Below are 12,456 nucleotides of genomic sequence, written 5' to 3' on the forward strand. Positions count from 1 at the left end.
GTTTTTGTATGAAAAACTTATCGGATTTCCTGCATATTTGCTGTATGCAGCATGAATAATCTATGTTATCTTGATTCTTAGCTATTTTGAGAAAGGGGAGTTGAAGCTTGACGGAAGCCGTTAAAGAACATGCACGAATCGGGGTTGTCTCAATCATCGGAGGATTGTTCGTTGCCTTATCCATGACATTATTTTTAATTCCAGCTGGCGTCTATTCGACAGGATTTACGGGTCTTGCCCAAATCTTGACGAAATTATTAGAGGGTACACCGCTTGAACTAGGGGAAGGACTCTGGTTCTTTATTCTGAACGCACCACTTCTCGTCGTCAGTTATTTTATGCTCGGGCGGAACATGATGATTCATACGCTGGTCAGTGTCGCCTCGGTCACGTTGTTCATTCGTTTGCTTCCGCAATCGCAGCTTCTCTCGGACGACCCGCTCTTGAACGCTGTATTCGGCGGTGTGCTCTTGGCAATCGGTTCGGGCATCACGATCCGGTACGGAGCCTCGACAGGTGGCTTTGATATCGTCGCATTGATTTTGGCGAAATTCACGAACAACTCGGTCGGGGTCTATCTCTTCTTGATGAACATGATGATTGCCCTTGCTGCAGGCGCCTTGTTCGGATGGCCGACAGCGCTCTACACGATCGTCTTCTTGTATGTGACGTCAAAAGTCATCGATGAGATTTATACGAATACACAGCGTCAAACGCTCTTCATCGTCACGAGCCATCCAGACGAAGTGACGAAGGAGTTACATCAGCATGTCTTCCGTGGGATTACGCTCATGCCGGCAATTGGCACGTACTCGAAAGTCGAGAAGGCGACGCTCATGATGGTTGCGCAACGACACGAGGTGCGTGAAATCACGCGCATCTGTAAAGATGCCGATCCGACCGTCTTCATCAATATGGTTCCGACTGAAGATGTAGAAGGCGCGTTCCGTCGCTAACTAGACCCCTACTGTGCACGCAGTAGGGGTTATTATATATGTATGACATAAGACGTTTTGGGGAGGATACGTGATGATTGGGGTCAGCATTGCGACGAAATGGGAATACGAGGCAACATTAGACTATTTTGAAGTGAACAATGAAGAACGTTGTAAATATCCGTAAGGAGAGTTTTTTCTGAAGAAAGTAAATGATGCTGAGTTAATTTTTTATTTCACAGGTGTACGGAAAGCGAACGGAGTCGGGGCCAATCAATACATGATTTCTCGTTTTGACTTGGATAAGGTGATTGTGGCGGGAACGTGTGCCGGAATAGATGACACGTACAGTCATTTAGACGTCATCGTACCGCATCGTGCCGTGCAATATGATTATACAGTTAAAGAGGTAGAACCGTTGATCAAACAATCTTTTATCGTCGATATACCACTCGCTCACTACGGGAATGATTTTTTTACGGGGACGATTGCAACGGCTGACCGGGCTGTCGTGATGTGGAAGGATTATGTAGAGTTAAACGAACATGGTATCACAATCGCCGATACGGAAGCAGGTGCCATTGCATATATCTGCAAGAAAAACGGCGTCGAGTGCATCATTGTTAAAGGAATCTCTGACTTTCCGACGGATGAACGCAATACGAATCCAGTCGACTCGAACATGGAACAAATCAATGTGTACATCGCGAACACCCCGAAAGTCATGAACAAGATATTTGACGACTATTTGATTCGTTTTATTTGATGATAGGATTCGAATTGTCTGAACAGAAATGACAGTTGTACACTCGGGATTTCGGATATCTTTAGCGACGCCGAAGGGCACGCCGACTCCCGGGGAATCAGCGGGTAAGGCGAGACCCAACAGCCGAAGGCGATGCGGCTCGCAGCCCGCCCCCAGGAAAGCGGCGTGCCAAATCCGGCGTATGCACAGATACAAAAACAGAGGCAATTCATCCTAATCAGGAAGAAAAGCCTCTGTTTGATAATGGTTCAGTTCTAGTCGGTGCTTTCGTTATGCTTTGATGCCAAGTCGCTCTTCTAAGAAGAGGGCGATTCCGTCATCCATATTTGAAGCCGTCACTTCGTTGGCTACATTCTTCAATTGGTCGATGGCGTTCCCCATCGCGACACCGGTACCGACATAGTCGAGCATCTCGAGGTCGTTCTCTTCGTCACCGAACGCGATAATGTGCTTCCGGTCGATGTTCAAGTGCTTCGAGACCTCTTGAAGCCCAAGTGCCTTCGATGTGTTCTTGCTCATGACTTCAATCATATGTTCGGGCATACGCCACTGACGGTTCAATACCGCCTCCGCATGAATGTCATCGAGTTGGGAGCGGACGTGCGCGACGTGATCTTTTGTCGCATGAATCAATAGGGACGTCGGTTCGTCCTGCAAGTGTTTCAACAAGTTACCTGATGTGACGCTGAGCGCACGTTCTGCATACGGACTATAGAACTCTTGCGGGTCCTTTTGGAAGTACACGTGGTCCGTCACTTCGACGACGATGTTGTGTGCTTTCGTATCCGCCACTTCTTCAATGATGTCATGGGCGGTCTTGAGCGGGATTGGGCGGTGTGTCACCGCATAGCTTGCATCTTTTGGATGGTGTACGAGCGCCCCGTTGAAGTTGACGAGCGGTGTCGTCAATCCCATTTGCTCATAGTACATGATTGAATGGCGCTTTGGACGCCCTGTGGCGATCATGACTTCATGACCAGCTTCACGCGCTGCTTGAAGAGCGCGGAGGTTTCGTTCGCTGATTGTTTTATCATCTCTTAATAACGTTCCATCTAAATCGACTGCGATTAAATAACGTGACATCAGTCATCCTCTTTTCTTCACAATGATGTTTCTAAGACCGTATCACATTTTTCGATTTGACGGAAAGAATATACAATCGAAGTCGCATATTCTATTCGAACAATGCTATACTAATGTCGTATGAATTTTTACGAATCATCTGTGAGATGGAGGGGACGTTCAATGCGTTATTTAGTGACATTGATCTGGGCGATTGTGCTCTCGAATACAGCGGTATTTATCATTTCTGCCGTTGATGGCGTAGAGTTCAACGCGATGCTCGCGACAGGATTTGGCGTGGCCATCACAATCTTCGTTGCAATTCTCGATGTCTTGAATCAAGACATGGGAATCAGCGACGTTGCACAAGAGAAGTAAGCCGTCTACAATCAAACTGACTCGTGCATGAGTCAGTCTTTTTTCTTTATTCAACATAGAGGAGGATTACACATATGAAAAACCCTGAAAAACGCGCGAATTTTATCACGTTCGCCATCATCGGTGCGATTATCGTCATCGGAATCGGTTTGTTGTTCTTTTTAAATGGAGCGAATACCGACGACGGTGTCAACGCCGTCACAGCAGATGAATTACAACAACAATTAGACCAAGATGGTGAAGTCGTCGCTTACTTCTGGCAAACGGGCTGCGAATACTGTGAGCAAGTGAAGCCTTATGTCGAACCCCTCATCGAAGAATATGATGCGGTCTCGATCAACTTGGCTGACCATAACGTATGGACGACGTATGGGATTGAAGGTACGCCGACTATCATCCGCTTTGAGGATGGAAAAGAAGTCGGTCGCATTGAAGGAGCGGTCTCTGAACAACAATATGAGACGTTCTTTAAAAATGAGGAGGCCAAAGAGGAATGAAGCGTCGTTTCTACCAAACGTTATTTGAGCTGAATGCCTCGCCTTGGATCGCCACACGCCTTAAGCGTTTCGCAGAATCAAATGTGAGTCGTCACTTGATTCCGTCGTTTGCAAAAGTATATGACATTGCGGTAGAAGAGGCGGAGCAACCGCTTGCTGCCTATCCATCATTGCATGCGTTCTTTACCCGTCACTTGAAGCCGGGAGCACGTACGATTGATGAGTCGTCCGATACCCTCGTATCACCGTGTGATGGCAAGCTATCGGTCATCGAATCGATTTCAGAAGACAGTCGTTTCAAGGTGAAAGGTCAGTCGTATACGCTTGCGGAGTTGCTCGGTTCTCAACAAGAAGCAAGACGTTATGCAGGTGGGACGGTCGTCGTCCTCTATCTTAGTCCGCGTGATTATCACCGCGTCCACACGCCGCTCTCTGGTCGTGTGCTCAGTCACTATGAGCTCGGGGACCGTTCGGCACCGGTAAATGAAATCGGATTGACGGAGACGGTTCGACCGCTCTCACGCAACTACCGTCGCGTGACGCGCTTTGACAGCCCAGCCGGCACGTATGAACATATCATGGTCGGTGCCTTGAACGTCAACACGATTGAGTGGACGCTCGAAGGAGACCAGGCGGTCAAAGGAGAAGAGGTGGGATACTTTTCGTTCGGTTCGACCGTCGTCCTTTGTTTTGAGAAGGATACGATCCAAATGGACCGTGAAAAGATCGGTCCGGTTCGACTCGGTGAAGTCATCGGGACAATCAAATCCAACTAATTTTGTGTCAATTTTCTTCCGACCGAACGATAGACTAGTCGTTTGGTCGGTTTTCGTTTACCATAGAAGGGATATCAATACTTGTATAAGTAGTTGAATCGTTTAGCTAATTGGAGGAATTTTACGTGTTTAATCGACTTTATCCGAAACAGTTCGTCGCGTCTGTATTTGACATCGACCTACAAGAATTGAAAGACCGTGGGGTGCGCGTCATTTTGACGGACCTTGATAATACACTCGTGGCGTGGGACGTCCCACATGCGCCAGAGCTTTTATTGATGTGGCTTGAAAAAGTAAAATCATACGGTTTCGATGTGATTGTCGTATCAAATAATAATGAGAATCGTGTACGAACGTTTACGGAGCCACTCGGCCTTCATTATGTCGCTCGTGCCAGAAAGCCGTTACCATCTGGATTTAAAGCGGCACTCTCGAAATATGGGTACTCGCCGAAGGAAGCCATTTTCTTAGGGGACCAGCTGTTCACAGACGTTCTCGGGGCAAACATGGCGGGCATTCATGTCATTCATGTGCAACCGGTCGTCAAAACGGACGGACTCGTCACGAAATTTAACCGGATGCTCGAAAAAGTGGTCTTCGCACATATGAAGCGTCGTGGGAAGTATGTATTGATCACAAAAAAAGTGGAAGAACTTGCCGTTGACGCACAACGGGCAAAAGTCGCGGTCGCTGAAAAAATCGGTGAGGCCATGCATCCACGTTCCGAAGATTCACATAAAAAAGATGAATAAGACCTCGAACGCACAGGAAGAAGGAGGCTGCCCATGTACGGCGAGCAAGGCGTCGGAATTAACGCTTCAGGAGTAGCAGCGAGGTGCTACGGTGAATGAAGAAGGGGAAACCTGAACGGCAGTAAGTATAACTATGGAAGAAACAAAACGATATTGCGCTGGGTGCGGCGTGGCCATCCAAACGGAAGACCCGAACGGGGTCGGCTATGCACCGAAATCGGCACTTGACCGTGAGATTGTCATTTGCCAACGTTGCTTCAAATTGAAGCACTATAACCAAGTTCAAGATGTGGAGTTATCAGATGATGATTTCTTGCGCATCTTGAATGGTATCAGTTCAAAAGAAGCACTCGTCATCAAAATCGTCGACATTTTCGACTTCAATGGCAGTTGGCTTCCGGGTCTTCAGCGCTCAGTCGGGTCGAACCCGGTACTGTTAGTCGGAAACAAGGTCGACTTGTTACCGAAGTCGGTCAACCCGAACCGGATGGCGAACTGGATGAAGGCAGAGGCAAAAGAACTCGGCTTGAACCCGATCGACGTTCATTTGATCAGTGCGAAAAAAGGCCACGGCATCGATGAACTTGCTGAAAAGATTGAGTATTACCGTAAAGGCAAAGACGTCTTCGTCGTCGGTTGTACGAATGTCGGGAAGTCGACACTCATCAACCAGGTGATTAAACGTTTCGGTGAAGAGGATGAAGCCATCATCACCGTCAGTCATTTCCCGGGAACGACGCTTGACTTGATCGACATTCCGCTCGACGATGATGCGAACTTGTACGACACGCCAGGAATCATCAACCGTCATCAAATGGCACACTATGTCGATGCGAAAGATTTGAAGACGATCACACCGAAGAAAGAAATCAAGCCGCACGTGTTCCAATTGAATCCGCAACAGACACTCTATTTTGGCGGATTGGCACGTTTAGATTATCTTGAAGGGAATAAGCGATCGTTCGTCATTTACATGTCGAATGAATTGAAAGCACACCGTACGAAACTCGAACGTGCCGATGAGCTCTATGACCAACATATTGGGAAGATGCTCAACCCACCGAATGAGAAGACACTCGAAATCTTGCCACCACTCGTCCGTCATGAGTTCAGTTTACGGGACGGCGTGAAAACGGATATCGTGTTCAGCGGTCTCGGTTGGGTCGCGATTCACGGAAAAGGTGGCCGCATCGCAGCATGGGCTCCAAAAGGCGTCGCAGTCACACTTCGCGAGGCGCTCGTATGAATCTGGCCGTCATCGGTCACCCGATTGCTCATTCGCTCTCTCCCCAACTGCACGAGCAGTGGTTGAGGGCGTCTGGGCTTTTCGGGCGTTATGAGGCCATCGATGCCACACCAGATCAACTCCCAGCCTTATTTGCGGCAATGCGAGAAGGGGACTGGGATGGATTCAATGTCACCATTCCCTATAAAGAGGTGGTCGTTCGGTATCTCGATGACCTTGACGAAGCGGCGAAACATGCTGGAGCCGTCAACACAGTGTATAAACGAGACGGGCGACTTATCGGGACAAATACGGACGGGGCAGGTCTTGTCCAAGCGCTGATGCCATACACAGACTTTAGAGGGCATGTCCTGATTGTCGGTGCCGGAGGAGCGGCTCGGGGGATTGTCCAAGCTCTCCCGACGCGTGACGTGACGATTGTCAATCGAACTGTGGAACGGGCAAAAGCGCTCGCCGACACGTTCGGAGTCGTCTACACGACGTTTGATGAGATGGACGTCTCTCGATATGATGTCATCATTCAGACCACTTCTGTCGGGATGGACGAGAGATCGACACCACTTTCATTAGAAGGATTACGACAAAACACGGTCGTTTGTGATATCATATATCGTCCACTTGTCACCCCGATGCTTCAAGAAGCGAAAAGTCGCGGAGCAAATATTGTGACAGGTGTAGCCATGTTCGTCGGGCAGGGCGCGCTCTCGTTCGAGAAATGGACGGGCGTGAAACCGGACGAAACCGTTGGAAAAAAGTTAATCGAAGGATTATTGGAGGAATAATATACTATGTTATCAGGTAAACAAAAACGCTTTTTACGCGCAGAAGCGCACCATCTCTCACCGATTTATCAAGTCGGGAAGAATGGGGTCAGTGAAGCGATGTGTAAAGATATCGCGGACGCACTCGAGAAACGTGAATTGATTAAAGTCCAAGTACTTCAAAACTGCATGGACACGCCGAAAGATGTCGCTGGCGAGTTAGCTGAAGGCACACAGGCTGAAGTCGTTCAAGTGATTGGAAAAGTCATCGTCTTATACAAAGAGGCGACCGAGAAAGAAAATCGCCAAATCAAACTCCCATGAGCCGCATTGGCTTGATGGGTGGAACGTTCGACCCGCCGCATCTCGGACATCTGTTGATTGCCGAACAAGCGCGTGAACAGCTTGAACTTGATGAGGTGTGGTTCCTGCCGGCTGCGATTCCACCACATAAGGTCGGGTTCAGCTCGGCAGACCATCGAATCGAGATGACGCGACGTGCCATACAAAATCAGTCCGACTTCAAGTTGAACTTGATTGAGTTTGAACGGAGTGAGCCGTCTTATACGGTCGAGACGATGAAACGGCTGATCGAACAGTATCCGAAGGATAAATTCTACTTTTTGATTGGTGCCGATTCACTCGTTTCGCTCGAATCCTGGTATGACTATGAGACGCTCATCCGTCTTGTCACATTCGGTGCGGTCGCACGACCGGGGACCCGTTATTTGATTCCGGAGAAGGCAGACGTACGCACGATTGATATGCCGCAACTCGAAATCTCATCGACGGACATCCGGGAGCGGACGAAGCGAGGCAAATCCATCAAATATCTAGTCCCGACGTCAGTCGAGACATATGTGAAGGAGCATAAGTTGTATGACGTTTGAAGAAGCGCACGAGTTGATTAAACAGACGCTACCGGAAAAACGCTATATCCACACGCTCGGAGTCGTCGAGACGGCAGAACGGATGGCAATCCAATTCGGTGAAGAGGTCGAACAGGCTCGTCTTGCTGCCATGCTTCATGATTATGCGAAGTATTTTGACGTCGAAGAGATGCGTCAAGTCGTCGTGAAAGAAGGGTTAGACCCGAATCTACTCGAGTACGGGGACGAGCTATTGCATGCGCCGGTCGGTGCGATTTTACTTTCCCGTCAATACGACCTGGATGACGCGGTGCTCTCGGCGATTCGAAATCATACGACGGGAGAGCCCGGGATGTCTCGACTCGACCAAATCCTGTTCGTGGCCGATGCCATCGAACCGAATCGGGATTATCCCGGTGTTGACCGTTTGCGGGCAGAAGCAGCGCGGTCGCTCGAAGGAGCGGTTGTCGCGACACTGAAGCAGACGATTGAATTTTTATTGAAGAAGTCGGTGCGCATTTTTCCACTGACGATTGAAACGTATAACGATTTTGTGAATATACCTTAGGAGGGTCAATATGACTGCAAGAGAAGAATTAGAATTGATTGTAAAAGCGGCTGACGATAAACGTGCCGAGGAAATCGTCGTACTCGACATGGAAGGGATCTCGCCGATCGCGGATTACTTCGTCATCTGTCACGGGAACTCGGAGAAGCAAGTCGAAGCCATCGCACGTGAAATCAAAGACGTTGCTGGCGAGAACGGCTTACCGCTCCACAAGTTCGAAGGAATGGACACGGCACGTTGGGTCCTCGCTGACCTTGAGAACGTCGTCGTTCACATCTTCCATCGTGACGACCGTGATTACTATAACCTAGAGAAATTGTGGGCTGACGCGCCACACGTCGAAGTGGAAGTCGGCTAATGGCTTACGAAGGATTCGCCTATGTATACGACGAGTTGATGAAAGACGCGCCGTATGATGAGTGGGTCGCTTTCGTGCGTCGTCACGTCCAAGATGGCGCGACGCTTGCGGATGTCGGGTGCGGGACCGGGTCGGCCACGATTCGCCTCGCTGAACATTACGACGTCATGGGGATCGACTTATCGGAGTCGATGCTCGAAGTCGCACAAGAAAAGGCACTCGAAGCAGAAATCGAGTTGCCACTTTGGGAACAAGATATGCGTGAGTTGGAGTTACCGGAACCGGTCGATGCGGTGACGATTCTCTGTGACTCACTCTGCTACCTGCGAGACGAGGCGGACGTGATCGATACGTTCGAATCTGTCTACAATCAACTCAAACCGGGCGGCCTGTTCATCTTCGATGTCCATGCTCCGAATAAGATGCAGACGCTCTTCAACCAAAAGACGTACGCGTCAAACGGAGAAGATTGCTCGTATATTTGGTTTGCCGACCCGGGAGAAGCCCCGCTGTCGGTCATTCACGATTTGACGTTCTTCGTCGCGCTTGAAGACGGGACGTACGAACGGATCGAGGAGACACATGAACAACGGACGTATGAACCTGGCCAGTACATGCAATGGTTGATTGGTGCCGGATTCCACGTCAAATCGGTCACTTCTGATTTTACCGAACATGCACCAGGAGCGGATGCCGAGCGCATCTTCTTCGTTGCCCAAAAATAAGCAAATCCCCGATTCGGCAGAATCGGGGATTTTTGTCGTTCTTATGCTTCGTGGCTGAACTGCCATTGGACACCGAACTGATCTTCGAGCATGCCGTACGCCTTGCTCCAAAACGTTTCTTGGAGCGGCATCAAAACACGTCCGTTCACAGAGAGCGCCTCGAACTCACGGTGGATGGCATCGAGGTCGTCCGTGACGACGGCGAGCGTGACATTGTCCCCGAACGTGACCGGTCCGTCAGGCATCGCATCGGAAAACATGAGCGATGAGCCGTGAATCGAGAGTCGGGTATGCAGCACGAGATTGGCCATTTCACTCGGCACCGGTTGACCGTCTGGACCAGGTTGATCACCGAACGTCATGATGTCTGGAGCAGCGTGGTTGAACACATCGGCATAGAAGTTCACGGCGTCGCGGCAATTCCCATTAAAGTTGAGATACGGATTGATCGGCATAGCAAGTTCCTCCTCGGATTCATAATATTCATTATAGAACATATGTTCGCAAAATGCAAATGTGTCTAACTAAATTACATCGTATAGGTTGAACGCGATTGAGAGTTGGGAATAGACCATATAGAGAACAAACTAGAAAGAAGGCGAAGCATCATGAAGCTCACGAAAGGACGTATCCTCGAATTTGGATTCGTCTTGTTCATGGCGATCATACTCGTCACATCGATCATTGAAGAATCGTGGTTCGATGCGAGTGTTGCGGGGGCCGGAATCATTTCCGGGCTCATCCCGTTTTTCATTGAAAAGACGTTTAAGACGGAACTCGACGGCAAGATGAAGGTGGCGTATATCCTGTTCTTGTTTGCCTCACAGTATTTAGGTTCGATTGTCGGACTATACGGGAATGGTTGGTGGGACACGTTCCTTCATCTATTAAGCGGCATCTTTCTTGCATTCCTTGGGTTCGACTTCTTTAGTCGGCTCGATGAGGATATTCGAACCGAGATTCCGAAACGATTTTTGTTCGTATACATTGTCGTCTTTTCCATGGCCGGGGCGGCGCTTTGGGAAATGTATGAATTCACATCTGACGTCGTCTTAAACACGACGATGCAAGGAAACGGGAATAACGATACAATGGTCGACATCATCGCGGGGTCCCTCGGTGGTGTCTTGGCAGCATTTTTCGTCGTGACGCTCCATCAACGTGAAAAAGCCAAACAAAAGAGACATATGAAAAAAAGTTCGTGATTCACGAGCTTTTTATTTGTAATCATTCTAATCTTTGATTAATATCAAGATTGTAATGATTATAAATAATGGGAGGCAATCATATGGATCAACACCGTCAACTAACTACTAACCAAGGCGTACCAATCGGGGATAACGCCAACTCCATCACTGCGGGTCGTCGGGGCCCGACGCTTCTCGAAGACTACCAACTAATTGAGAAATTAGCGCATTTCGATCGTGAACGTGTACCAGAACGAGTCGTTCATGCAAGAGGCGCAGGGGCACATGGTGTCTTCACTGTAAAAAATAGTATGAAACGATATACAAAAGCCGCATTCTTGCAAGAAGAGGGGCAAGAGACGCCTGTATTTGCACGTTTCTCGACCGTCATCCACGGATTGGGTTCACCGGAGACACTTCGTGACCCACGCGGTTTTGCCGTCAAGTTTTATACGGAAGAAGGGAACTATGACTTCGTCGGAAACAACTTACCGGTCTTCTTCATCCGTGACGCGATTAAATTCCCAGATGTGATTCACTCGCTCAAGCCGGACCCACAAACGAACCTTCAAGACCCGGACCGCTTCTTCGACTTCATGTCGCTTACGCCTGAATCAACGAACATGCTTCTTCATTTATTCAGTGACGAAGGCATCCCGGCATCGTATCGCCATATGCGCGGCTCATCTGTCCATTCCTTCAAGTGGGTGAATGAATTCGGCAACACGGTGTACATAAAGATGCGCTGGGTACCGAAGCAAGGCATTCAAAACTTGTCGATGGAAGAAGCGGCGAAAATCCAAGCGGAAGACTTCAACCATGCGACACGTGACTTGTTCAACGCGATTGAAAATGGAGACTATCCGGAATGGGATCTATATGTACAGATTTTAGACCCGGCGGACATGGACAACTTTGATTTCGACCCGCTCGATGCCACAAAGGATTGGTTCGAAGATGTCATCCCGTATCAATTGGTCGGAACGATGACCCTCAATAAAAACGTCGACAACTTCTTCGCCGAGACAGAATCTGTCGGCTTCAACCCGGGTGTTCTCGTTCCAGGGATCCAGCCGTCAGAAGACAAGATGCTCCAAGGACGACTCTTCTCGTATTCGGATACGCAGCGTCACCGTATCGGACCGAACTATCTCCAACTTCCGATCAACTGCCCGTTCGCTCAAGTCGCGAACAACCAGCGTGACGGGGCGATGCCGTTTAAGCAACAGACGAGCCCGGTCAACTACGAGCCGAACCGTTACGAAGACGCGCCGAAGCCGAATGCGGACTATATTGAGACACCGCAACCGATCACAGGCGTGACGGGTCGTCAGAAGATTGAGAAGACGAACGATTTCGGTCAAGCGGGAGAAGTGTATCGCCGCTATTCTCAAGAAGAGAAGGATGCGCTCATCCGTAACCTCGTCGCTCACATCAAAGAAGTTCGTCATGAGAAGACCGTTCTCCTCTTGATTTGCAACTTCTATCGTGCAGACCGTGAACTCGGGGAGCGTCTCTCGAATGAGTTGAACGTCGATCTCGCACCATTCTTGAATCAAATGTCGAACTAAACATG

The 12,456-nt window shown here is 49.1% G+C and carries 17 protein-coding genes; 15 read left to right on the forward strand and 2 right to left on the reverse strand.

Translation table 11 applies throughout. The features are described 5' to 3' along the window. Positions 1–107 precede the first annotated feature (107 nt). Together EAT1B_RS12870 and EAT1B_RS12875 are read left to right on the forward strand one after the other, a co-directional pair. Positions 108–956 carry a YitT family protein gene (locus EAT1B_RS12870; protein ID WP_015880989.1) on the forward strand — a complete coding sequence of 283 codons (849 nt, stop codon included), beginning with the start codon at positions 108–110 and terminating at the stop codon, positions 954–956. A 259-nt stretch (positions 957–1,215) separates the two neighbouring features. Beyond that, entirely contained in the window at positions 1,216–1,701 is a 486-nt protein-coding gene (locus EAT1B_RS12875; protein ID WP_237708240.1) for a permease, read from the forward strand. Between the two features lie 270 nt (positions 1,702–1,971). On the opposite strand, the gene EAT1B_RS12880 is transcribed toward EAT1B_RS12875, so the two are convergent. Next, on the reverse strand, positions 1,972–2,784 hold the full coding sequence (locus EAT1B_RS12880) for a Cof-type HAD-IIB family hydrolase (protein ID WP_015880990.1): 813 nt from the start codon (positions 2,782–2,784) through the stop codon (positions 1,972–1,974). 162 nt (positions 2,785–2,946) lie between these two features. Between EAT1B_RS12880 and EAT1B_RS12885 the strand changes: the two genes are divergently transcribed. The 11 genes from EAT1B_RS12885 to EAT1B_RS12935 all read left to right on the forward strand — a co-directional run bounded on the left by EAT1B_RS12885 (position 2,947) and on the right by EAT1B_RS12935 (position 9,693). Further along, the gene (locus EAT1B_RS12885; RefSeq protein WP_015880991.1) at positions 2,947–3,141 is read left to right on the forward strand and encodes a YjzD family protein; all 195 of its coding nucleotides are present in this window, start codon (positions 2,947–2,949) and stop codon (positions 3,139–3,141) included. Between the two features lie 74 nt (positions 3,142–3,215). Beyond that, a complete protein-coding gene (locus EAT1B_RS12890) occupies positions 3,216–3,638 on the forward strand; it encodes a thioredoxin family protein (protein WP_015880992.1) in 423 nt (140 codons plus the stop codon). Beyond that, complete coding sequence (locus EAT1B_RS12895; RefSeq protein WP_015880993.1) at positions 3,635–4,414, forward strand: phosphatidylserine decarboxylase; 780 nt, start codon at positions 3,635–3,637, stop codon at positions 4,412–4,414. The genes EAT1B_RS12890 and EAT1B_RS12895 overlap by 4 nt, the downstream gene beginning before the upstream one ends. Before the next feature lie 125 nt (positions 4,415–4,539). Next, the gene (locus tag EAT1B_RS12900) at positions 4,540–5,166 is read left to right on the forward strand and encodes a YqeG family HAD IIIA-type phosphatase (RefSeq protein ID WP_015880994.1); all 627 of its coding nucleotides are present in this window, start codon (positions 4,540–4,542) and stop codon (positions 5,164–5,166) included. 133 nt (positions 5,167–5,299) lie between these two features. Then, positions 5,300–6,412 carry a ribosome biogenesis GTPase YqeH gene (gene yqeH, locus EAT1B_RS12905; RefSeq protein ID WP_015880995.1) on the forward strand — a complete coding sequence of 371 codons (1,113 nt, stop codon included), beginning with the start codon at positions 5,300–5,302 and terminating at the stop codon, positions 6,410–6,412. After that, positions 6,409–7,194, forward strand: coding sequence for a shikimate dehydrogenase (gene aroE, locus EAT1B_RS12910; protein ID WP_015880996.1), 786 nt, complete (start codon positions 6,409–6,411; stop codon positions 7,192–7,194). Before yqeH ends, aroE begins: the two co-directional genes overlap by 4 nt. A 6-nt stretch (positions 7,195–7,200) precedes the next feature. Next, positions 7,201–7,497 (forward strand): ribosome assembly RNA-binding protein YhbY, encoded by a 297-nt coding sequence (yhbY, locus tag EAT1B_RS12915; protein ID WP_015880997.1) that lies wholly within the window; start codon positions 7,201–7,203, stop codon positions 7,495–7,497. After that, positions 7,494–8,063 (forward strand): nicotinate-nucleotide adenylyltransferase, encoded by a 570-nt coding sequence (locus EAT1B_RS12920; protein ID WP_015880998.1) that lies wholly within the window; start codon positions 7,494–7,496, stop codon positions 8,061–8,063. Before yhbY ends, EAT1B_RS12920 begins: the two co-directional genes overlap by 4 nt. Further along, positions 8,053–8,610, forward strand: a complete 558-nt coding sequence (gene yqeK / locus EAT1B_RS12925; RefSeq protein ID WP_015880999.1) for a bis(5'-nucleosyl)-tetraphosphatase (symmetrical) YqeK — start codon at positions 8,053–8,055, stop codon at positions 8,608–8,610. Before EAT1B_RS12920 ends, yqeK begins: the two co-directional genes overlap by 11 nt. A gap of 10 nt (positions 8,611–8,620) precedes the next feature. Continuing rightward, positions 8,621–8,968 carry a ribosome silencing factor gene (gene rsfS / locus EAT1B_RS12930; RefSeq protein WP_015881000.1) on the forward strand — a complete coding sequence of 116 codons (348 nt, stop codon included), beginning with the start codon at positions 8,621–8,623 and terminating at the stop codon, positions 8,966–8,968. Then, on the forward strand, positions 8,968–9,693 hold the full coding sequence (locus EAT1B_RS12935) for a class I SAM-dependent methyltransferase (protein ID WP_015881001.1): 726 nt from the start codon (positions 8,968–8,970) through the stop codon (positions 9,691–9,693). The genes rsfS and EAT1B_RS12935 overlap by 1 nt, the downstream gene beginning before the upstream one ends. Positions 9,694–9,734: 41 nt before the next feature. Here EAT1B_RS12935 and EAT1B_RS12940 read toward each other — a convergent pair whose 3' ends face one another. Continuing rightward, complete coding sequence (locus EAT1B_RS12940) at positions 9,735–10,148, reverse strand: VOC family protein (RefSeq protein ID WP_015881002.1); 414 nt, start codon at positions 10,146–10,148, stop codon at positions 9,735–9,737. Between the two features lie 153 nt (positions 10,149–10,301). On the opposite strand from EAT1B_RS12940, the gene EAT1B_RS12945 reads away from it, so the two are divergent. Together EAT1B_RS12945 and EAT1B_RS12950 are read left to right on the forward strand one after the other, a co-directional pair. After that, the gene (locus tag EAT1B_RS12945; protein WP_015881003.1) at positions 10,302–10,898 is read left to right on the forward strand and encodes a hypothetical protein; all 597 of its coding nucleotides are present in this window, start codon (positions 10,302–10,304) and stop codon (positions 10,896–10,898) included. An 83-nt stretch (positions 10,899–10,981) separates the two neighbouring features. Next, a complete protein-coding gene (locus EAT1B_RS12950; RefSeq protein ID WP_015881004.1) occupies positions 10,982–12,451 on the forward strand; it encodes a catalase in 1,470 nt (489 codons plus the stop codon). Positions 12,452–12,456 lie beyond the last annotated feature (5 nt).

It is taken from the genome of Exiguobacterium sp. AT1b, from assembly GCF_000023045.1.
GTDB lineage: Bacteria > Bacillota > Bacilli > Exiguobacteriales > Exiguobacteriaceae > Exiguobacterium.

What these genes read in the sequence shown, in the direction of transcription:
- EAT1B_RS12875 (WP_237708240.1), top strand. Translation starts at nt 1,216, where the DNA reads ATGATTTCTCGTTTTGACTTGGATAAGGTGATTGTGGCGGGAACGTGT.
- EAT1B_RS12880 (WP_015880990.1), bottom strand. Translation starts at nt 2,784, where the DNA reads ATGTCACGTTATTTAATCGCAGTCGATTTAGATGGAACGTTATTAAGA.
- EAT1B_RS12885 (WP_015880991.1), top strand. Translation starts at nt 2,947, where the DNA reads ATGCGTTATTTAGTGACATTGATCTGGGCGATTGTGCTCTCGAATACA.
- EAT1B_RS12890 (WP_015880992.1), top strand. Translation starts at nt 3,216, where the DNA reads ATGAAAAACCCTGAAAAACGCGCGAATTTTATCACGTTCGCCATCATC.
- EAT1B_RS12895 (WP_015880993.1), top strand. Translation starts at nt 3,635, where the DNA reads ATGAAGCGTCGTTTCTACCAAACGTTATTTGAGCTGAATGCCTCGCCT.
- yqeH (WP_015880995.1), top strand. Translation starts at nt 5,300, where the DNA reads ATGGAAGAAACAAAACGATATTGCGCTGGGTGCGGCGTGGCCATCCAA.
- aroE (WP_015880996.1), top strand. Translation starts at nt 6,409, where the DNA reads ATGAATCTGGCCGTCATCGGTCACCCGATTGCTCATTCGCTCTCTCCC.
- yhbY (WP_015880997.1), top strand. Translation starts at nt 7,201, where the DNA reads ATGTTATCAGGTAAACAAAAACGCTTTTTACGCGCAGAAGCGCACCAT.
- EAT1B_RS12920 (WP_015880998.1), top strand. Translation starts at nt 7,494, where the DNA reads ATGAGCCGCATTGGCTTGATGGGTGGAACGTTCGACCCGCCGCATCTC.
- yqeK (WP_015880999.1), top strand. Translation starts at nt 8,053, where the DNA reads ATGACGTTTGAAGAAGCGCACGAGTTGATTAAACAGACGCTACCGGAA.
- rsfS (WP_015881000.1), top strand. Translation starts at nt 8,621, where the DNA reads ATGACTGCAAGAGAAGAATTAGAATTGATTGTAAAAGCGGCTGACGAT.
- EAT1B_RS12935 (WP_015881001.1), top strand. Translation starts at nt 8,968, where the DNA reads ATGGCTTACGAAGGATTCGCCTATGTATACGACGAGTTGATGAAAGAC.
- EAT1B_RS12940 (WP_015881002.1), bottom strand. Translation starts at nt 10,148, where the DNA reads ATGCCGATCAATCCGTATCTCAACTTTAATGGGAATTGCCGCGACGCC.
- EAT1B_RS12945 (WP_015881003.1), top strand. Translation starts at nt 10,302, where the DNA reads ATGAAGCTCACGAAAGGACGTATCCTCGAATTTGGATTCGTCTTGTTC.
- EAT1B_RS12950 (WP_015881004.1), top strand. Translation starts at nt 10,982, where the DNA reads ATGGATCAACACCGTCAACTAACTACTAACCAAGGCGTACCAATCGGG.